The 17,878-nt window shown below is 69.9% G+C and carries 21 protein-coding genes; 12 read left to right on the forward strand and 9 right to left on the reverse strand.

Annotated features, from left to right (window positions below; all coding sequences use genetic code 11):
• Positions 1 to 108: 108 nt before the first annotated feature.
• Entirely contained in the window at positions 109 to 765 is a 657-nt protein-coding gene (locus JNUCC0626_RS38210) for a hypothetical protein (protein ID WP_394615531.1), read from the forward strand.
• On the opposite strand, the gene JNUCC0626_RS38215 is transcribed toward JNUCC0626_RS38210, so the two are convergent.
• The 3 genes from JNUCC0626_RS38215 to JNUCC0626_RS38225 all read right to left on the reverse strand — a co-directional run bounded on the left by JNUCC0626_RS38215 (position 762) and on the right by JNUCC0626_RS38225 (position 4,189).
• Positions 762 to 2,048: a dicarboxylate/amino acid:cation symporter gene (locus tag JNUCC0626_RS38215; protein WP_394615532.1), complete on the reverse strand. Its 1,287-nt coding sequence runs from the start codon at positions 2,046 to 2,048 to the stop codon at positions 762 to 764. The two genes, JNUCC0626_RS38210 and JNUCC0626_RS38215, sit on opposite strands and share 4 nt — an antisense overlap.
• Before the next feature lie 184 nt (positions 2,049 to 2,232).
• Positions 2,233 to 2,832: a Maf family protein gene (locus JNUCC0626_RS38220; protein ID WP_394615533.1), complete on the reverse strand. Its 600-nt coding sequence runs from the start codon at positions 2,830 to 2,832 to the stop codon at positions 2,233 to 2,235.
• Entirely contained in the window at positions 2,792 to 4,189 is a 1,398-nt protein-coding gene (locus JNUCC0626_RS38225; protein ID WP_394615534.1) for an MFS transporter, read from the reverse strand. The genes JNUCC0626_RS38220 and JNUCC0626_RS38225 overlap by 41 nt, the downstream gene beginning before the upstream one ends.
• Before the next feature lie 77 nt (positions 4,190 to 4,266).
• On the opposite strand from JNUCC0626_RS38225, the gene JNUCC0626_RS38230 reads away from it, so the two are divergent.
• Positions 4,267 to 4,653, forward strand: coding sequence for a hypothetical protein (locus JNUCC0626_RS38230; RefSeq protein WP_394615535.1), 387 nt, complete (start codon positions 4,267 to 4,269; stop codon positions 4,651 to 4,653).
• Positions 4,653 to 5,126: a hypothetical protein gene (locus JNUCC0626_RS38235; RefSeq protein ID WP_394615536.1), complete on the forward strand. Its 474-nt coding sequence runs from the start codon at positions 4,653 to 4,655 to the stop codon at positions 5,124 to 5,126. The genes JNUCC0626_RS38230 and JNUCC0626_RS38235 overlap by 1 nt, the downstream gene beginning before the upstream one ends.
• On the opposite strand, the gene JNUCC0626_RS38240 is transcribed toward JNUCC0626_RS38235, so the two are convergent.
• Together JNUCC0626_RS38240 and JNUCC0626_RS38245 are read right to left on the reverse strand one after the other, a co-directional pair.
• The gene (locus tag JNUCC0626_RS38240) at positions 5,123 to 5,347 is read right to left on the reverse strand and encodes an acyl-CoA carboxylase subunit epsilon (protein ID WP_394615537.1); all 225 of its coding nucleotides are present in this window, start codon (positions 5,345 to 5,347) and stop codon (positions 5,123 to 5,125) included. The two genes, JNUCC0626_RS38235 and JNUCC0626_RS38240, sit on opposite strands and share 4 nt — an antisense overlap.
• A complete protein-coding gene (locus JNUCC0626_RS38245; protein WP_394615538.1) occupies positions 5,344 to 6,981 on the reverse strand; it encodes an acyl-CoA carboxylase subunit beta in 1,638 nt (545 codons plus the stop codon). Before JNUCC0626_RS38245 ends, JNUCC0626_RS38240 begins: the two co-directional genes overlap by 4 nt.
• A gap of 117 nt (positions 6,982 to 7,098) precedes the next feature.
• Here JNUCC0626_RS38245 and JNUCC0626_RS38250 point away from each other — a divergent pair, with 117 nt between their 5' ends.
• Genes JNUCC0626_RS38250 through JNUCC0626_RS38260 form a run of 3 tightly spaced genes read left to right on the forward strand, consistent with a single transcriptional unit; the run spans position 7,099 to position 9,351 of the window.
• Complete coding sequence (locus tag JNUCC0626_RS38250) at positions 7,099 to 7,896, forward strand: biotin--[acetyl-CoA-carboxylase] ligase (RefSeq protein ID WP_394615539.1); 798 nt, start codon at positions 7,099 to 7,101, stop codon at positions 7,894 to 7,896.
• Between the two features lie 14 nt (positions 7,897 to 7,910).
• Positions 7,911 to 8,435 carry a PH domain-containing protein gene (locus JNUCC0626_RS38255; RefSeq protein ID WP_285644059.1) on the forward strand — a complete coding sequence of 175 codons (525 nt, stop codon included), beginning with the start codon at positions 7,911 to 7,913 and terminating at the stop codon, positions 8,433 to 8,435.
• On the forward strand, positions 8,422 to 9,351 hold the full coding sequence (locus JNUCC0626_RS38260; protein WP_394615540.1) for a hydroxymethylglutaryl-CoA lyase: 930 nt from the start codon (positions 8,422 to 8,424) through the stop codon (positions 9,349 to 9,351). Before JNUCC0626_RS38255 ends, JNUCC0626_RS38260 begins: the two co-directional genes overlap by 14 nt.
• 1 nt (position 9,352) lies before the next feature.
• Here the strand turns inward: JNUCC0626_RS38260 and JNUCC0626_RS38265 are convergent, their stop codons facing one another.
• The gene (locus JNUCC0626_RS38265) at positions 9,353 to 9,790 is read right to left on the reverse strand and encodes a MaoC family dehydratase (RefSeq protein WP_394615541.1); all 438 of its coding nucleotides are present in this window, start codon (positions 9,788 to 9,790) and stop codon (positions 9,353 to 9,355) included.
• Between the two features lie 97 nt (positions 9,791 to 9,887).
• Here JNUCC0626_RS38265 and JNUCC0626_RS38270 point away from each other — a divergent pair, with 97 nt between their 5' ends.
• The 4 genes from JNUCC0626_RS38270 to JNUCC0626_RS38285 are packed head-to-tail and all read left to right on the forward strand — an operon-like array spanning position 9,888 to position 13,630.
• Positions 9,888 to 10,373, forward strand: coding sequence for a YbaB/EbfC family nucleoid-associated protein (locus JNUCC0626_RS38270; RefSeq protein WP_394615542.1), 486 nt, complete (start codon positions 9,888 to 9,890; stop codon positions 10,371 to 10,373).
• On the forward strand, positions 10,370 to 10,684 hold the full coding sequence (locus JNUCC0626_RS38275; protein ID WP_394615543.1) for a WXG100 family type VII secretion target: 315 nt from the start codon (positions 10,370 to 10,372) through the stop codon (positions 10,682 to 10,684). Before JNUCC0626_RS38270 ends, JNUCC0626_RS38275 begins: the two co-directional genes overlap by 4 nt.
• A gap of 1 nt (position 10,685) precedes the next feature.
• Positions 10,686 to 13,379: a TNT domain-containing protein gene (locus tag JNUCC0626_RS38280; RefSeq protein WP_394615544.1), complete on the forward strand. Its 2,694-nt coding sequence runs from the start codon at positions 10,686 to 10,688 to the stop codon at positions 13,377 to 13,379.
• Complete coding sequence (locus tag JNUCC0626_RS38285; RefSeq protein WP_394615545.1) at positions 13,376 to 13,630, forward strand: hypothetical protein; 255 nt, start codon at positions 13,376 to 13,378, stop codon at positions 13,628 to 13,630. Before JNUCC0626_RS38280 ends, JNUCC0626_RS38285 begins: the two co-directional genes overlap by 4 nt.
• Here the strand turns inward: JNUCC0626_RS38285 and hisN are convergent.
• A complete protein-coding gene (gene hisN, locus JNUCC0626_RS38290; RefSeq protein ID WP_394615546.1) occupies positions 13,611 to 14,390 on the reverse strand; it encodes a histidinol-phosphatase in 780 nt (259 codons plus the stop codon). The two genes, JNUCC0626_RS38285 and hisN, sit on opposite strands and share 20 nt — an antisense overlap.
• Before the next feature lie 32 nt (positions 14,391 to 14,422).
• On the opposite strand from hisN, the gene JNUCC0626_RS38295 reads away from it, so the two are divergent.
• Positions 14,423 to 15,097 (forward strand): response regulator transcription factor, encoded by a 675-nt coding sequence (locus JNUCC0626_RS38295; protein WP_394615547.1) that lies wholly within the window; start codon positions 14,423 to 14,425, stop codon positions 15,095 to 15,097.
• On the forward strand, positions 15,097 to 16,371 hold the full coding sequence (locus tag JNUCC0626_RS38300; protein ID WP_394615548.1) for an ATP-binding protein: 1,275 nt from the start codon (positions 15,097 to 15,099) through the stop codon (positions 16,369 to 16,371). Before JNUCC0626_RS38295 ends, JNUCC0626_RS38300 begins: the two co-directional genes overlap by 1 nt.
• A gap of 286 nt (positions 16,372 to 16,657) precedes the next feature.
• Here JNUCC0626_RS38300 and JNUCC0626_RS38305 read toward each other — a convergent pair whose 3' ends face one another.
• Positions 16,658 to 17,191 (reverse strand): GtrA family protein, encoded by a 534-nt coding sequence (locus tag JNUCC0626_RS38305; protein WP_394615549.1) that lies wholly within the window; start codon positions 17,189 to 17,191, stop codon positions 16,658 to 16,660.
• Entirely contained in the window at positions 17,121 to 17,720 is a 600-nt protein-coding gene (locus tag JNUCC0626_RS38310) for a GtrA family protein (RefSeq protein WP_394622194.1), read from the reverse strand. Before JNUCC0626_RS38310 ends, JNUCC0626_RS38305 begins: the two co-directional genes overlap by 71 nt.
• Positions 17,721 to 17,878: the final 158 nt, after the last annotated feature.

Consider the following 17,878-nt stretch of genomic DNA (forward strand, 5'->3'; position numbering starts at 1 on the left):
TAATTACGGCTCTGGCTGGTGCCGCAGTCTACGGAAATCGATGAACTCCGAGAGGGAGAGGCGGCTCACTTCACATCCATCGTGAGCCCATCGAGCACAATCAGCGACGTGGGAGGAACCAGGTCCGTGCAGGTGGTCGCCGTCGTCGCTGCCGTGGTCGTCATCGCGGGGGTGGTGTTCGCCTATTTCCAGAGACCTTCCGGCACCGATTCAGGTCAATCAGGTTCGGATACCGGAATGCGCTGCGGTACCACCGTCTGCCAGGTCGTGATCGGCAAATCGGTCGGCAAGGACCTCGTGGAGGTGCTCACCGGGACGGGTGGCGGCCGGATCAGGGTGACCGGCGCGTCCGGCCCGTACGTCTTCGAGATGACCATCGCCGAGGCGGGCGCGGTGATCACCGACCAGTCGCTGCTGTGCGCGGACGCGCCGGTCAGCGTCTGCCTGGTGCGCGGCGACGCGGGCGGCAAGGTGTTCGGCGAGGTGCTGATCCGCAAGGACGGCGTCTGGTCGCGCGCGCAGTCGACCTACCTGTCCAACGCCGGGTTCCTCGGGCTGCACGACGTCAACGAGGACGGCACCGCGGACATCGTCTCGGCCCAGCGCGGGTGCGACGGCCAGTGCAACGACTCGTTCGTGCAGGTGTTCTCGGCGCTGGGAGCGAACGTCGGGTGCACGACGCCGGCACCGGCGCCGGACCAGCTCCCTGGCTGGCCCACACCGGTGCCGAAGTTGTCGCAGTTGCGTCCCTGCGCGGACCGTTAGGCCTTCACGAGCTCCGGCTCGTCGGCCGCGACGGGCTCCTCGATGAGGTGCTCGGTGCGGGCCACGACGACCGGCACGGTGATCTGCCCGGCCACGTTGGTCGCGGTGCGCATCATGTCGAGGATCGGGTCGATCGCGTAGACCACGGCCACACCGGTCGCGATCACGGCCGGCGGCAGGCCGACGACGCTCAGGGTCAGCGTGAGCATCGTGTACCAGCCGGTCGTTCCGGCCGTGGCGAGCGCGCCGAACACGGCGACGAGCACGATGCCGACGTACTGCCACACCGAGAGCTGGATGCCGAAGAGGTTCGCGATGAAGATCGTCGCGACGGCCGGGTAGACCGCGGCGCAGCCGTCCATCTTGGTCGTGGTGGCGAGCGGCACGGCGAAGTTCGCGTACTCGGTCGGCACGCCGAGGTCGGTGGCGGCCTTGCGGGACAACGGAAGCGTGGCACCCGACGAGCGCGACACGAACGCGAACTGCAGCGCCGTGCCCGCCTTGCGGAAGAACTCGACCGGCGAGGTCTTGCCGACGAACTTCAGCAGGACCGGGTAGACGACGAACAGCACGAGCGCCGAACCGAGGTACACCGCGAGGATCAACGAGAACAGCGGCTGCACGAACGAGTTGCCGTACGACGCGACGGCGTTGCCGATGAGGCCGAAGATGCCGATCGGCGCCAGCAGGATGATCCAGCCGACGACCTTCTGGACGATGTCGAAGAACGAGCGGACCAGGTTCGTGAACGGCGCGGCCTTGTCACCGAGCGCGTAGGCGGCGAACCCGACCAGCACGGCGATGAACACGACCTGCAGCACGTCGCCCTCGGTGAACGCGCTGAAGATGTTGGTGGGCACCAGGTTGTCGAGCAGCGCCTGCCACGAGCCGGACGCCCGCTTGGCGAGCTTGTCGACGGCACCGGCGGCGGGTTCGATCTGCAGCCCCGCACCGGGCCTGAGGATCGTCGCGACCGCGATGCCGATCAGCACCGCGATGAACGACGTGATGGCGAACCACAGGAACGTCTTGCCGCCGAGCCGGGCGGCGGTGCGGCCGCCGCCGAGGTTCCGCAGCGAGGCGATGCCGACGACGATCGCGGTGAACACCAGAGGGATGACCGTCAGCTGGAGCAGCGCGGTGAAGGTGGAGCCGATCTTGGCGAGGACGGGCGCGAGCCACGTGCCCTTGCCGAGCCAGCCGGCGAGCGCGCCGAGGACGAGCGCGCCGAGCACGGTGAAGCCGAAGACCTTGGGTTTGCGGTAAGTCTGGACGAACGACACGGGAACATCTCCTGGGCAGGGATGAGCTGAATGAGGGGTGGCGGGGGCGTTAGCTCCGACAACCCGTGCTCGTCCTGCGTGCCAGGTCGATGTGCCTGCGACGCGTCAAGTACTCGTTCACCGCTAGCCCCCAACGCCGGCGTTGAGGGCAGTCTTCCCCGATCGGGTGAACTGTGACCAGGGTCTACCAGAGTGTGGACACGGAAACGCCCACCTGGCCGAGCAGCTTCCGGGTGAGCGGCAGGCTGATGCCGATCACCGACGTGTGGTCGCCCTCGATGCCGTCGATGAACCAGCCGCCGCGGCCGTCGATCGTGAACCCGCCGGCGACGTGCAACGGCTCGCCGGACGCGATGTACGCCTCCAGTTCCTCGTCCGACGGCGTGCCGAACCGCACGGTCGTCGACTCGGAGGCGGACGCGCGGTCGACGATCTCGCCACCGGACACCTTGAGCACGGTGTGGCCGGTGATCAGCGCGCCGCTCTTGCCCGCGACCCGCCGCCACCGCTCGCGCGCGACCTCGGCCGTGCCGGGCTTGCCCACGAGTTCGCCCTCGAACAGCAGCATCGAGTCGCAGCCGACGACCACGCACTCGTCGTCGTGCTCGATCGCCTCGGCCTTGGCCGCGGACAGCGCGACGACCGTCTCCTCCGGCGTGGGGTTCGCGAGCGACGCGACCAGCGCGTCCTCGTCGACGCCGGAGACCCGGACGACGGGCTCGACGCCCGCGGACCGCAGGACGCTAAGACGGGCGGGTGACTGGGAGGCCAGGATCAGACGCACGCGGCGAGTCTGTCACGCCGGGAGCGGGGACCTGGCGGAAGGCGAAGGCCGCGACGATCCCGAGCACCGTGACCGCCAGCAGCAGGTAGAACGCGGCCCGCACGGCCGAGGTGAAGTCCCCGGTCGCCGCCAGCACGATCTGCAGCACCGCCGCCGTCACCGCGCTGCCCAGCACGTTCCCGAACTGCCTCGACGTGTTGTAGATGCCCGACCCCGCGCCCAGCAACGACCGGTCGAGCGTGCGCGTGGAGATGTTCGTCAGCGGTGAGAACACCAGGCCCATGCCGATGCCCAGCAACACCATCGACGGCAGCAACGTCCACTGCGGACCGTCGTTGAGCAGGAACGTCATCAGCAGGATCCCGGCGCCCATCAACGCGAACCCGACGATCGGCAGGTACTTGGCGTCCGCCCGGTTCGACCACCGCCCGGCGAAGATCGCCACCACCCCGGACATCAGCGACGCCGGTGCCGTGACCAGGCCGGTCATCAGCGGCGACAGCTTCGGCACGGTCTGCAGGAACAACGCCAGCGGCACGAACACCCCGGTCACCGTGATGCCGATGGCGATGTTCGCGACGTTGCCGAGCGAGAAGTTGCGGTTGCGGAAGATCCGCAACGGCATCAACGGCTCGGCGTTGCGCGCCGACGCCTGCCAGAAGACGAACGCGGCGAGGAACAGCACCCCGGCCACGATGATCTCGGTGATCGTGATCGGTCCCGCGACCCGTCCCCACTGGTAGTGCTCACCGTTCTGGATGCCGAACACCAGCAGCCCGAGCCCGAGACAGCACAACACGACGCCGAGCACGTCGAACTTCGGTGCCCTCCCCGGCTGCAGGTCCGGCACCCACAGGAACAGCAGGACCAGCGCCAGCACGCCGATCGGCAGGTTCACGAAGAAGATCCACTCCCAGCCGAGGTGCGTGACCAGCACCCCGCCGAGCAACGGCCCGGACACCGTAGCGAGCCCGGCCACCGACCCCCACATGCCGAGCGCCGCACCCCGCTTGGCCGGCGGGAACAGGTGCGTGATGAACGCCATCGTCTGCGGCGTCATGGCCGCCGCCCCGAGCCCCTGGAACACGCGGGCCGCGATCAACGCCTCCGCGCTCGTGGCCAGCCCGCAGGCCAGCGAGGCCCCGAGGAACAGCACGTAGAGCCGCTTCGGCCCGAACCGGTCACCCAGCCGCCCGGTCAGCAGCAACGGCACCGCGAACGCCAGCAGGTAGGCGCTCACCACCCAGATGACGTCGTTCAGGGACGCGTTCAGGTCCGTGATCATCGACGGCAGCGCGACGTTGACGATGGTCGTGTCCAGCAGCGTCATGAAGAAGCCGATGCACAGCGCGTACACGGTCCGCCAGTTCTCGCGGTCCGTCCGAGTAGTACTACTGATGCGCGATCACCTCTTCAGTCGGCACTCTCGGCAGAGTGAAGCGCTGGGTGCTCGTCCTCACCGAACGCGGTTCCGATCGCGAGGGTAAGCGCAGACGGATCGCGGCACTTTTCGTCGTCATCGGCGGACTCATTGGATCGTGGGGCGTTGGAAGCGTGCTCGCGAGTGACCCGATCGGCTACGGGGTGCCCGTCTGGCCGTTCGCCGACACCGTCGACCGCGCGGAGAACGCGCTGCTGAGCCAGGTCGTGCCCGCGGTGCGCTCCGGAGCGGTGCTCAACCACGCGGGCGTCGAGGTGCTGCGGCGGACCAACGCCTACGGCAGCGCCTTCTGGACGTTGAAGTTGCAGGTGGACGGCGAGACGCGCTGCCGCGAGGTCGCGGTGGGGATGAGCGTGACGAGCCGGCGCGTGGACTGCTGATGCGGTTCTGGGTGGTGGCGTACGGGCTGGTCGGGCTCTTGATCGTGCTCCTGAGCGGCGTCTCGTGTTCCCCGGAGAGGAACAGGGCCGAGGACTACGCGACGAAAACGGTCGAGGGCCAGCTCGACGGTGCCGCGGGCAGGATCGAGTGGGCCGTGCAGGGCGGAGCGGACATGGCGACCGTCGACGCCGCGGCCGGGATGCCCCACTCCGTCTTCGGCAGACGTCCGATCGAGGGCGGTTTCGAGCTGGACGTGGTCTTCCGCGCCCGCGGCGAGGCCGGTGGGGGCTGGACCTACACCACCGCCTGGGCACGGAGCTGCGTGCGGTACTCGGTCTACCCCGGCCCTTCGCCGGTGGTCGACGCCGCGGCGCTCGACTGCCCGCACCCGCTCGCTCCAGGGGAACACGGGTACGGGCAGGACAACGTGACCGTCGAGTACGAACCGACGACCGCCCCGCGCACGTCCTAGCCGGTGAACCCGGACGCCTTCCAGGCGCCCGGCCCGTGCTGCAACGACCGGCGCACCCGGCGAGCCGGGTGCGCCCACTCCGAACGCCGCTGCGGCGCCTCCTCGACCGGCACGGCCGAAGCCAGCCCGGCGATGACGGCGGTCAACGCGGCCAGTTGGTGGTCGTCAGGCGTGCCCTTGACGACCTTCAGCAGCGGCACGTTCTCCTCCGGTGCGCTCACAGCGGGATGTTCCCGTGCTTCTTGGGCGGCAGCGTCTCGCGCTTGTCCCGCAACATCGCCAACGCCCGCGCCACGTACCCGCGCGTGAACGACGGCGGGATCACCGAGTCGACGTAGCCGCGCTCGGCCGCCACGTACGGGTTGCACAGCGTGTCCTCGTACTCCTGCTGCAACTTCGCCCGCAGCGCGTCGACGTCCTCACCGGCGGCACCGGCCGCGGCGAGCGTCTTGCGGTGCACGATGTTCGCCGCGCCGGACGCGCCCATGACGGCGATCTGCGCGGTCGGCCATGCGAGGTTGATGTCGGCGCCGAGGTGCTTGGAGCCCATGACGTCGTACGCGCCGCCGTACGCCTTGCGCGTGATGACGGTGACCAGCGGGACGGTCGCCTCGGCGTAGGCGTAGATCAGCTTGGCGCCGCGCCGGATGATGCCGTTCCACTCCTGGTCGGTGCCGGGCAGGAAGCCGGGCACGTCCACGAACGTGAGCACGGGGATGTTGAACGCGTCGCAGGTGCGCACGAACCGCGCGGCCTTCTCGGAGGCGTCGATGTCGAGGCAGCCCGCGAACTGGGTGGGCTGGTTCGCGACGACGCCGACGCTCTGGCCGTCCACCCGGCCGAAGCCGACCAGGATGTTCGGCGCGAAGAGCGGCTGCACCTCGAGGAAGTCGCCGTCGTCGAGCACGCGGTTGATGACCTCGTGCATGTCGTACGGCTGGTTCGCGGAGTCCGGGATGAGCGAGTCGAGCTCGCGGTCCTCGTCGGTGATCGAGTCGGAGATCGCGCCCTGAGCGAGCGTGCCCTCGAACGCCGGGGTCTCGGAGAGGTTGTTGGACGGCAGGTACGACAGCAGTTCCTTGACGTACGCGATCGCGTCCTCCTCGTCGCTGCCGAGGTAGTGCGCGTTGCCGGACTTGGTGTTGTGCGTGCGACCGCCGCCCAGCTCCTCCATCGTCACGTCTTCACCGGTGACGGTCTTGATGACGTCCGGGCCGGTGATGAACATGTGCGAGGTCTGGTCGACCATCACCACGAAGTCGGTCAGCGCGGGGGAGTAGACGTGCCCGCCGGCGTTCGAGCCCATGATCAGCGAGATCTGCGGGATCACGCCGGACGCCTTGACGTTGCGGGAGAAGATCTCGCCGTACAGCCCCAGCGAGACGACGCCCTCCTGGATGCGCGCGCCGCCGCCCTCGTTGATGCCGACGATCGGGCGGCCCGTCTTGATCGCCAGGTCCATGACCTTGACGATCTTCTCGCCGTAGACCTCGCCGAGCGACCCGCCGAAGACCGTGACGTCCTGGGAGAACACGCACACCGGGCGGCCGTCGACGGTGCCGTAGCCCGTCACCACGCCGTCGCCGTACGGACGGTTCTTCTCCTGGCCGAAGTTGGTCGAGCGGTGCCGGGCGAGTTCGTCCAGCTCGACGAACGATCCGGGGTCGAGCAGGAGGTCGATGCGCTCGCGGGCTGTCTTCTTGCCCTTCGCGTGCTGCTTTTCGACCGCGCGTTCGGAGCCGGCGTGAACCGCCTCGTCGTTGCGCCGGTAGAGGTCAACGAGCTTGCCCGCGGTGGTGTGGACGTCCGGTGCATCTGCGGGGACGTTCCCGATCGGCTCGGTCGCACTGCTCATGGGCTCGCAGCCTAACGAGACCATTGCTGAACTGCCTCGTGCAGTTGTCCAGGTCACGGCAACCTGTTGGCAATCTCTTATCGCACGTACTCTCTCTCGTTCTAATAGCCTGGCGCGATGACCACACTCGACGCCGAAGAGCTGCGCTCACGGCTCGTCGCCCCCAACGGCCCGTACGCCGCCCTCGACGTCGTCGAGACCACGGCCTCCACCAACGCCGACCTGGCCGCCGCGAACGCCGCCGACCGCACCGTGCTGATCGCGCTGGAGCAGAGCGCGGGCCAGGGCCGTCGCGGCCGCAGCTGGTCGTCGCCGAAGGGCGGCCTCTACGTCAGCGTGCTGTTCCGCCCGGACGTCGCTCCGGCGAAGTTGCCGTGGCTCAACCTGATCGCCGGGCTGGCGCTCGTGCGCGTCGCCCAGTCGGTCGGCGTCGAGGCGACCCTGAAGTGGCCCAACGACCTGCTGCTCGGCTCCGGGCCCGGCAAGGGCGCGGGCATCCTGTCCGAGATCACCGCCGACGGCTCGGTCGTCGTGGGCATCGGGCTCAACGTGGCGAAGCTGCCGCCGGACGTCGAACCCGCTCCCGGCGGGCTCGCGCCGACGTCGCTCGAGGACGAGGGCGCGGCCGAGCTGGACCGCACCGAGCTCGCGTTCCGGCTGCTGGTCGAGCTGGCCGGGCTGGAAGGCGTGTGGCGCAAGAACGAGGGCGACGCCGTGGAGTCCGGGGTGCTGGAGGAGTACACCGAGCACTCGTCGACGCTCGGCGCGAACGTCCGCGTCGAACTTTCAGGTGGTGTTCAGGTCCAGGGAGTTGCGCAGCGCATCGAGCCGGACGGCACGCTGGTCGTGCGCGGCACCGATGGGGTGGACCACGGCGTGTCCGCTGGTGACGTGGTGCATTTGCGTCCGGCGTAGTTAGGGTTGGCGCCATGGCGTACCCCGACGACCTGCTGAGCTCCGGCGAGCACGTCGTGATCCACAAGCACCCCCACTGGAAGATGCTGATCTTCCCGGTGTTCTGGCTGCTGGTGGTGGTCGCCCTGGGCACCTACCTGGCCGGGCTCGTCGGCGGCCAGTCGTGGGGCTTCATCGCCTTGATCGCACTGGCCGTCGTCGCCGTGGTGCTGGTGCTCTGGCTGACGGTGACGCCGTTGCTGCGCTGGCGGACGACGCACTTCATCATCACTTCGGACCGCGTGATGTACCGCGAGGGAGTGTTCAAGCGCACAGGTCTCGACATCCCTTTGGCCCGTGTCAACAGCGTGCGTTTCGAGCACTCTTTCGTGGACAGGCTGCTGGGCTGCGGCACGTTGATCATCGAGTCGGCCTCGGACGAGCCGCTCGAGTTCGACGACATCCCGTCCGTGGAGAAGGTGCACACCATGCTGTACCGCGAGGTCAACGACAACCCCGAGGACGACTTCCAGCCGAGGCGGCTCGATGGGCGCGCGTGAGGTCGGCCTGCCCGACGTCGTTCCCGGTGCGTCCCTCCCGTCCGCCGTCACGATCTGGGAGGTCGGGGCGCGCGACGGGCTGCAGAACGAGTCGGCGGTCGTGCCCGTCGCGGTGAAGCTCGAGTTCCTCGACCGGCTGGCCGCCGCCGGACTGTCCGTGCTGGAGGCCACGTCCTTCGTGCACCCCAAGTGGGTGCCGCAACTGGCCGACGCGGCCGAGGTGCTGGCCGGGCTGAAGCCCGCTCCCGGCGTGATCTATCCCGTGCTGGTGCCGAACGAGCGCGGGCTCGACCGGGCTCTGGAAGCCGGCGTCACGCACATCGCGATCTTCGCCTCCGCCACGGAGACGTTCGCGTCGCGCAACCTCAACCGGACGCTCGACTCGCAGTTCGAGATGTTCGAACCGACGGTCGCGCGGGCGTTGGCAGCCGGGATGTCGGTGCGCGGGTACGTGTCGATGTGCTTCGGGGATCCCTGGGAGGGACCCGTTGCGCAGTCCCAGGTCGTGGCCGTCGGCGAACGACTGCTCGGCATGGGGTGCTCGCAGGTGTCCCTGGGCGACACGATCGGCGTGGCGACGCCGGGGCAGGTCGAGTCGTTGCTCGGCGGGTTCCGCGACGTGGCGCCGCTGGCCGTGCACTTCCACGACACCTACGGACAGGCTTTGTCCAACACGCTGGCCGCTTTGCGTTGCGGCGTAACGACTGTCGACTCGTCGGCAGGTGGTCTGGGCGGGTGTCCCTACGCCGAGTCGGCCACCGGGAACCTCGCCACCGAGGACCTCGTGTGGATGCTCGACGGCCTCGGCGTCGAGACCGGGGTGAACCTCGACAAGCTCGTCGAGACCTCGGTGTGGATGGCCGAGCAGCTCGGCCGTCCCAGTCCGTCGCGCGTGGTGCGGGCGCTCTCCAAGTAACTCAGCCGCGGGCGGTGAACATGCCCGTGGCGATGAACCGGAACACCGGCTGGTCGCCCTTGTGCGCCGTGCCGGCGAACTCCACCAGGCCGAGGTCCGGGCGCTTCTTCGACAGCCGGGCGCTCAGGACCTCCGCCGCGAACGTCAGCGTGTCGCCGGGGTAGACGGGCGCGAGCCACGAGAGTTCGCGGCCGCCCGGCGAACCCTGCGACGTCGAGTCGGCGAGGACCACGTCCACCCAGCGGCGCATCCACAGCGACGCGGTGTACCAGCCGGAGGCGGACAAACCGCCGAAAATCGAGTTCCGGCCCGCTTCCTCGTCCAGGTGGAACGGTTGCGGGTCGAACTTCTTCGCGAAGTCCAGCATGTCGTCCCGGTCGACGGTCAGGTCGCCAAGCGGGATGATGCGGCCTGCGGGCAGATCCTCGAAGGCGATCATCTCGTTGATCCTACGTAACTGAAACCGCCGGGAACCGATCTAGTGGCAACGGCGTCCTAGAGCCCGAGCCGTGGGCTATGCGTGTGAGGGGGACTCGGTGGACGACCACCGTGCGCAGGTCGAGGAGCTGCTGGCCGACTACCGGCGCAGCCGCGAGCAGCTGGTGTCGGTGCAACGCGACCTCGCTGCGGTGTCCGGGCGTGCCTCCAGTCCGGACGGGACGGTCGAGGCGACCGTCGGTGCCGGCGGGAAGCTCGTCGGCCTCGAACTCTCCGAGACGGCCTACCGAAGGCACCGGCCGGAGCAGTTGGCCGAGTTGATCGTGCGGACGGTCGCCGAGGCGGCCGCCGGTGCGGCCGAGGAGACCTACCAGGCGTTGAGCACGGTGCTGCCCGTCGCCACGGACCCCGCCGCGCTGGTCGCCGGAACCGCCGACCTGCAGCCGTCCGAGTACGAGACCTCCGAGTACGACACCGTCGATCTCGGGCAGCAGCCCGTGCGCCGCCGGATCGACGACGACGAGGACAACGAACAGCGCGAGAGCTGGCTCGACTCCGAGCTCATCAACAGGAGGGTCCGATGACCGGGTACTCGGCCGATCTCGACCGGCTGGACGCGGGCGCGCGCGAGATGAAGGGCTTCGCCGGCCAGGCCGTGGACATCGCCGGCGCGCTCGACCGCGCGCTCGCCGGGTTCGGTGCCTGCTGGGGTGACGACGCGATCGGCCGCAGCTTCGCCGCATCGCACGAGAAGCCCGCCGGTGACGCCTCCGGTGCGCTGTCCGGGCTCTCGGCGACGCTGGGGGACGTGGGCGACAAGCTCGCCTCCACCGCCGCCACCTACCGGCACGTCGAGGAGGCCAACGCCTCCGGCATGAGAAGGTTGGACGGCTGACATGGGCATCGAGCTTCCCGCCGAACTCACCGCCATCGCCGCCAAGGCGGGCGTCACGTGGCCGAAGGCCGACGAGGACGCCATGCGCTCCAGCGCCACGGCCTGGCGCGAGGCAGGCGACAAGATCAAGAGCCTGAGCACGACCTCCGACGGCGCCGCGAACCGCGCGCTGGGTGGCGTGACGGGCGCGACCGGCGACGCCGCCCGAGGCCGTTGGGCCAAGGTCGTCGCGCCCGACGGCGACTTCCAGCGCGCCGCCAAGGGCTGCCACGCCGCCGCCGACCGCCTCGACCACGCCGCCAAGCAGGTGGGCGCCGCGAAGGTCGAGATCGTCCGCGAGCTGGTGGCCCTGGCCAAGAACAACGACGCCGCCACGGCCTCGGCCAACGCCGGCAACCCGAACGCGCTGGCTGGCCTCGACACCCTGACCAAGGGCGCCGCCGCCAACGTCGCGAACCTCAACACCCTGCTGACCTCGGCCATCCGGCTGGACAGCGGCATCGACATGTCCCAGGGCGTCCCGCCCGTCAACACCGCACCCGGAGCCCACGGCCCCGGCGGCGGTGGCGGCTTGTTGTCGCCGGTCACGAACCTCGTCGGCGGCGTGGTGGCCCCGGTCGCGGGCGTGGTCGCCCCGATCGTGGAGCCCGTCGCCGGTGCCGTCGCACCCGTGGTGGCTCCGGTCGCCGGTGCCGTCGCGCCGGTGGTCGCTCCGGTCGCCGCAGTGGTCGCTCCCGTGACCGAGGCGGTCGCGCCGGTCGTCGGCGCCGTGACCGCTCCGGTCGCGCCCGTCGTCGCCCCGGTCGTGGGCGCGGTGGGCGACGCGGCCGCCCCGATCGCGGACGCCGTCGCTCCGGTGACCGCCCCGGTCACCGCCCCCGCCGCTGCCGTGATGCAGCCGGTGGTGGACGCGGTGCCCGGCGGCCGCGATGCCGCAGGCCCGGTCTTCGGCGACAACAACGGCCCCGGCCACGGCAACGGTCCCGGCGACAACCAGGGCCGAGGCGACGGCAGGGGCCCCGGCCCGCTGCCCGGCCTCGTGCAGAACCCGGCCCCGCCGATCGTCGCGCCGATCGCCCAGCCGGTCGTGGACTCGATCCCGAGCGTCCACGGCACCCTCGGCCCGGTGGCGGACGGCACGACCCAGGCGTCCGGTGCCGTCCTCGACCCGCCCCTGATCCGAGGCGGCGAACTCCCCGGCCAGACCGCCGCCGCGGCCCCTGCGGCAGCGACTCCGGCCCCGGCCGCTCCCGCTGCACCTGCCGGTCCCGCCGGTCCCGCGATGGGCAGCCCGATGGGTGGCGCTCCGGTCACCGGTCCCATGGGTGGTTCCGTTGGTGGCGCGGTCGGTGGTGTTCCGGCGGCAGCGGCTCAGGCGGCCGGTGCGGTGGTCGGCCACCAGGGCCAGCCCGCTCAGGCAGCGCAAGCCGCCCAGCAGGGCCAGCAGACCCAGCAGGGCCAGCAGGCGGCCAAGCCCACCGACGCCAAGGCGACCGACCCCAAGGCCGTGGCCGAGGCGAAGGCGGGCGAACTCAAGTCGGGTGAGCCCAAGGCGGGCGAACTCCGTTCCGGCGAGGCCAAGACCGGCGCTCCGGGGGCTGCGGCCGCCGCGGCCAAGTCCGGCACGCCACTGCTCCCGGGAACCCAGGCGACGACGGCCCAGTTCGGCGGCCAGTCCGGCCCCCAGTCGTCGCAGCCGGGCCAGACTGCGGCCCAGGCCCAGACCTCGTCGGCGGCGGTGTCGGCGAAGGACGCCACCACCAAGGACCTGGCGAAGGACGGCACCGCCGACGGCCTGTTCGACGGCGACCCGGCCACCCTCGACAACCAGGGCGAACGCCAGCTCAGCGACACCATCGCCACCCCGGCGGCCCCCGGCGCGGACGTCGACCTCGGCGCCCGCCCCGCCGCCGCGGGCCCGATGGCGACCGCCGCGGACTTCGCGACCCACAGCGGTTCGAACGCACTCAGCGACCGCCTGGAGAACCGCGAGAGCAACCAGGCCCTCGTCGACCCCGGCCTGGCAGGCGAGATCGCCCGCCACACCTACACGGCGGCGGCCGCGGGCAGCTGGTTCATGGCCATCTTCCTCAGCGCGGGCAGGGCTCCCCGCCTCGCCCCGAAGCCGGCCCGCCAGCTCCCACCGCCCCCGCAGCAGCCGGGCCAGGAGGAGCAGCAGGTCCCGAGGTTCGCGCCCGGCGACCACCCGCAGGCGATCGACACGTCCGCCGAGCAATCGGCCCCGGCGGTCCCCACCGGCGACGGTCTGGGCGTGGATCACCCGGTCGTCCAAGCACTCCTCGAAGGCCACGACCCGCTCGCCGGCATGCACGAACGGGACTGGGAAAGCCTCTTCCAGCACGAGGACGGCTCCCCGCGCTGGCCGATCGAACGCGAGGGCGGCTACGAGGACAGCCAGGCCGAGATCATCAAGGCAGGCGCCGAGCTGGACAGGTTCGGCACGCCGGAAGGCCGCGTGCTGAGCGCGGCCGACACGCCGTTCGCCCAGCGGTCGCTGCCCCCGAGTGCCGCCACCGAGGGCTACCGGCGCTACCGGGTCGAGAAGGACCTGCCCGTGCACCGCACGATCAGCGCGCCCTGGTTCGGCCAGCCCGGCGGCGGCAGCCGGTACCGCACCACCTACCCCGTCGCGGACCTCGTCGCGCTCGGCTACCTCACGGAGATCACCGCATGAACGTCGAACAGCTGCCCGAGTGGCTGAAGAAGATCGGCGTGCCGGACGACGTCGTCAGCCTCGGCGAGGAGACGGACCAGCGCTGGTGCCTCCTCGCCGACGACACGGGCTTCGAGGTGTTCTGGCAGGAGCAGGGCAACCGCTACGACTGGGCCCGGTTCGACGACGAGAGCGTGGCGTGCCACTACCTCTTCGGCCGGTTGGCGTGGGCCCAGGTCGCGCGCGGAAGTCTCAGCGTGCCAACAGCTTGAGCGCGGCCTCGTGCAGGTGGCCGTTCGACGTCAGCACGCTGCCGCCGTCGTAGCGCTCCTCGCCGTCGAGCGAGGTGAAGCGGCCACCCGCCTCGGTCACCAGGACCTGGAACGGGGCGATGTCCCACGGGTTCGCCACGCACTCGGGCGCGAGGTCGATGGCGCCTTCGGCAACCAGGCAGTGCTGGTAGAAGTCGCCGAACGCGCGGCTCTCCCACGTCGCGTCCACCAGGCGCAGCCAGGCCTCGCGTGAGTGGTACTCCACCCACGACTTGATGTCCGTCGTCGACACGTACGCGTCCTCGAGCGCGCGCACCCCGGACACGGAGATAGCGCGCTCACCGGACGCGTCCGACGCGAATGCGCCCCCACCGGCCGCCGCCCACCAGCGACGACCCAGAGCGGGCGCGGACACCACGCCGACCACGGGCACGCCGTCGACGACCAGGGCGATCAGCGTGGCCCAGATTGGCACGCCGCGCAGGAAGTTCTTGGTGCCGTCGATCGGGTCGAGCACCCAGACGCGCTTCGCGTCGAGCGTGCCGCCCCGCTCCTCGCCCATGACGACGTCCTCGGGACGTTCGGCGGCGAGCACGGCGCGGACCGCGTCCTCGACCGCGACATCGGCATCGGTGACGGGCGTGCGGTCCGGCTTGCGCTCCACGGCGAGGTCGTGAGCGCGGAATCGGGTCGCGGTGATCGCGTCGGCGGCGTCGGCGAGGCGGAGGGCCAGTTCGAGATCAGCATCGTGGCGTGACACGCGGCGATCGTTCCACGAATACGCTGGGGCCCGTGAGCGTGGTGTTGCTGGCCGAGGACGACCCGGCCATCGCGGAACCGCTCTCCCGCGCCCTGACGCGGGAGGGCTATTCGGTGCAGGTCGTCGGAGACGGGCCACAGGCCTTCGAGGCAGCCATCGCGGGAGGCATCGACCTCCTGGTGCTGGACCTCGGCCTGCCGGGCATGGACGGCCTCGAGGTGTGCCGGCGACTGCGGCAGAGCGGCAGGAGCGTTCCGGTCCTGATGCTCACCGCCCGAGCCGACGAGGTCGACTTCGTGGTGGGCCTGGACGCGGGCGCCGACGACTACGTCGCGAAACCGTTCCGCCTGGCCGAACTGATGGCGCGCATCCGAGCCCTGCTCCGCCGAAGGGCCCCCGGCACGCTGGAGGTCAACGGCGTCCGCGTGGACCTGGCCGCCCGCCGAGTCACCGTCGACGGCGGCGAGATCCAGCTCGCCAACAAGGAGTTCGAACTCCTCAAGGTCCTCATCCAGCGAGCGGGCCAGGTCGTGAGCCGCGACGAGATCCTCTCCGAGGTCTGGAACGACCCGGACCTCAAGGGCAGCAAGACCCTCGACATGCACATGTCCTGGCTGCGCAGAAAGCTGAGCGACGGCACCCCGAACTCCGCCGAGAAGCGAATCGCGACCGTCCGCGGCCGCGGCTTCCGCTTCAACGCCGACTAGTGCGCCGCCGAATCCTGCGAGCGATCCTGCTCGCGGTAGCCGTGACGGGCATCGTCCTGGGCCTGCCCCTCGGCTACTCGGCGCTGACCCTGGTGGAGGACACCGCCCAGGGCACCCTCAACCAACAGGCCCAGCAGATCGCCACAGCCCTCGACGACCAGTTGGCCAGGCAGGAGCCCCTCAGCATCGAGGGCGTCCGGGTGGCCATCCCGGCCGAAGGCCGCCTGACCGTCATCTCCGGAGGCACGACCAAGGTCAGCGGCCCCTCACCGGGCAGCGACCCCCTGGCCGTAGAACTCTCCATCGCCCAACAGGGCACCGTCCGCCTGGAAATCCCGTCGGGCCCCATGCACACCCAACAGGCACAGGTGGCGGGCCTGGTCCTGCTGCTCCTCGCCATCTCCGTGGGCACCGGCACCATCGTCGCCCTGGTAACGGCGCAAACGCTTGCCCGCCCCCTCGGTCACGTGGCGGCCCGAGCCTCCCGCCTGGGAGCAGGCGACTTCAGAGCAGACGGCCAGCGCTACAACATCCAGGAACTCGACGCGGTCTCCGAGGCCCTGGACACCTCAGCCACGGCCCTGGCTCGCCTGGTCCAACGAGAACGCGAACTGGTCGGCGACGTCTCCCACCAACTCCGCAGCCGCCTGACCGCCCTCCAACTACGCCTCGAAGCGCTGGCCGAACACCCGGAACCGGACACGGCAGCCGAAGCCAGAGCAGCCCTGGAACAGGCCGAACGCCTGGCCGCAGTCCTGGACGAACTCCTGGCAGCAGCCCGAGCAGCCCGAGCAGTGGGCGCCGAACCTCTAGAACTCCGCCCGGCCCTGACCCTGATCGCCGAGGAATGGCGCGAACAGGTCCGCAGCCAGGGCCGAGCCCTCCGAGTCCGAGTCCCGGACGGCCTGCTGGCGAGAGCCACCCCGGCCCGCCTACGAGAAGCAATCGGCGTGCTCCTCGACAACGCCCTGCGCCACGGCGAGGGCTCAGTAGTCGTCACGGCGCGCAGCGAAGAGGGCACCGTGGTCGTGGAAGTGAGCGACGGCGGAGCAGGGGTCCCAGACGACCTGGCGGCCCACATCTTCGAGCGAGGCGTGTCCGGCGGCGGCTCAACAGGCGTGGGCCTGGCCCTCGCGAGAGCCCTGGTAGACGCAGACGGCGGCCGCCTGGAACTCTCCACGGCCCGCCCGGCCACCTTCGCGGTCTTCCTGCCGAAGCCAAAGGCCCAAGACGTGGTCGGCATCTCCTGGAAAACCCAAAGCACCCCGCGCTAGCCCACGCACGCAACAGCACTCGCGAACGCAACCCAACCACCGCCCAAGCCCGGCGCGAGCACCCAACCGGACAGCCAACAACGCAAGCCGTCCACCTACGAATCCTGGCGTGGCGAAGCCGAAGGCGAGCCCGAACGGGCTGCTACCAGGTTGGCCAGCCGGTTCAATCGCAACCCACTTCATTCGTCACGACCCGCGCGCCCACCCTCGCAAGGCGATCGAACCCCAGGTACGCAACCAACCCCGCTGGAACCGGCACCCGAACGCAAAGCTGACCCGCGCAAACTCAGGAATGCCCAAGCGCTTCCTCGTCGGAATCCGACCGCGAACCTCGAACGTTCTCCTCGGGAAACACCCAGTTCTTGTACCCGTACCACCGAAACGCCATAGCAATCAACGTCCCGATGATCTGCGCACTCAAAAAGTCGGAAACCTCCTCAGCAAACCGCGAAACATGCGGCTCCTGAAGATGGAACAAATACCGGGAAACCCACAACGGCGCCGAGTTGAGAACAATCCCGACCCCGTTGACGAAGAAGAACAACAGGGCTTCGTGATGCCGCTCCCGCCCACCCCGAGTCCGGAACGACCACTCCCGGTTCAGGATGTACGACACGATCGTCGCCACAAGAGTCGCGATGATCTTCGCGGTCACCGGGTTGTTCGGGAGCACGAGCGTCTTGATCCCGAAGAACAGGACCGTGTCGATCACGAAGCAGGTGCCCCCGACCAGGGCGAACTTGACTAGCTCACGATGCTTCAGCGCGATCGACCGGATCGGCTCCGGGAACCGCGAGATCACTGTTTCGCCTAGGGACACGAGGCGAGTCTACGGAGATCGGGTGAACGTGCCGGTCAGGTCGCGCACCAGCGTCGGGGAACACCCACCGGCGCATCGCCCAGAACTTGAACCCGGTGGCGAGCAGCATGCCGATGATGGAGCCCGACACGAAGTCCGCGACCTCTTCGGTCAGCACCGAGACGAACGGGGCCTGGAAGCCGAACAGGTGCCGCGACAGCCACAGCGGCAGGATGTTGATGGCCACGCCGAGGCCACTGACCAGGAAGAACAGCGCTGCCTCGTGGTGGCGTTCGCGGCCGCCGCGGGTGTGGAACGACCACTCGCGCGACAGGATGTACGAGGCGATGATCGCCACCAGGACGCCGATGACCTTCGCCGTCACGACCTTGTCGGTCAGCACGGTGAGCTTGAGCGCGTACCAGACGCCGTTGTCGATCAGGAACGTCGTGCCCCCGACCAGGGCGAATCTGATCAACTCGCGGTGCTTGTGCAGCAGGAACTGGAGTGGTTCGGGCAGCCGGCTCATGGCCCGGCGGACGACTGGCAGCACCGAGCCAGCTTACGGATCAAGGTAACGGTGCCTGCCTCCGGGTGTTACCTAACGCCACCCAGAGGCGCCTCACCTGCACGTTCAGTGACGAACGAAGATCAACATTTGATCAACTTCGAGGAGCCCGGCAGGCCCCACCAACCCCGGCAGGAGCC

Origin of the sequence: Lentzea sp. JNUCC 0626 (assembly GCF_043632865.1) — a bacterium.
GTDB lineage: Bacteria > Actinomycetota > Actinomycetes > Mycobacteriales > Pseudonocardiaceae > Lentzea.

Coding starts and splice junctions, on each gene's coding strand:
- JNUCC0626_RS38235 (WP_394615536.1), top strand. CDS start 4,653: ATGCGGTTCTGGGTGGTGGCGTACGGGCTGGTCGGGCTCTTGATCGTG.
- JNUCC0626_RS38245 (WP_394615538.1), bottom strand. CDS start 6,981: ATGAGCAGTGCGACCGAGCCGATCGGGAACGTCCCCGCAGATGCACCG.
- JNUCC0626_RS38250 (WP_394615539.1), top strand. CDS start 7,099: ATGACCACACTCGACGCCGAAGAGCTGCGCTCACGGCTCGTCGCCCCC.
- JNUCC0626_RS38255 (WP_285644059.1), top strand. CDS start 7,911: ATGGCGTACCCCGACGACCTGCTGAGCTCCGGCGAGCACGTCGTGATC.
- JNUCC0626_RS38260 (WP_394615540.1), top strand. CDS start 8,422: ATGGGCGCGCGTGAGGTCGGCCTGCCCGACGTCGTTCCCGGTGCGTCC.
- JNUCC0626_RS38265 (WP_394615541.1), bottom strand. CDS start 9,790: ATGATCGCCTTCGAGGATCTGCCCGCAGGCCGCATCATCCCGCTTGGC.
- JNUCC0626_RS38275 (WP_394615543.1), top strand. CDS start 10,370: ATGACCGGGTACTCGGCCGATCTCGACCGGCTGGACGCGGGCGCGCGC.
- JNUCC0626_RS38280 (WP_394615544.1), top strand. CDS start 10,686: ATGGGCATCGAGCTTCCCGCCGAACTCACCGCCATCGCCGCCAAGGCG.
- JNUCC0626_RS38285 (WP_394615545.1), top strand. CDS start 13,376: ATGAACGTCGAACAGCTGCCCGAGTGGCTGAAGAAGATCGGCGTGCCG.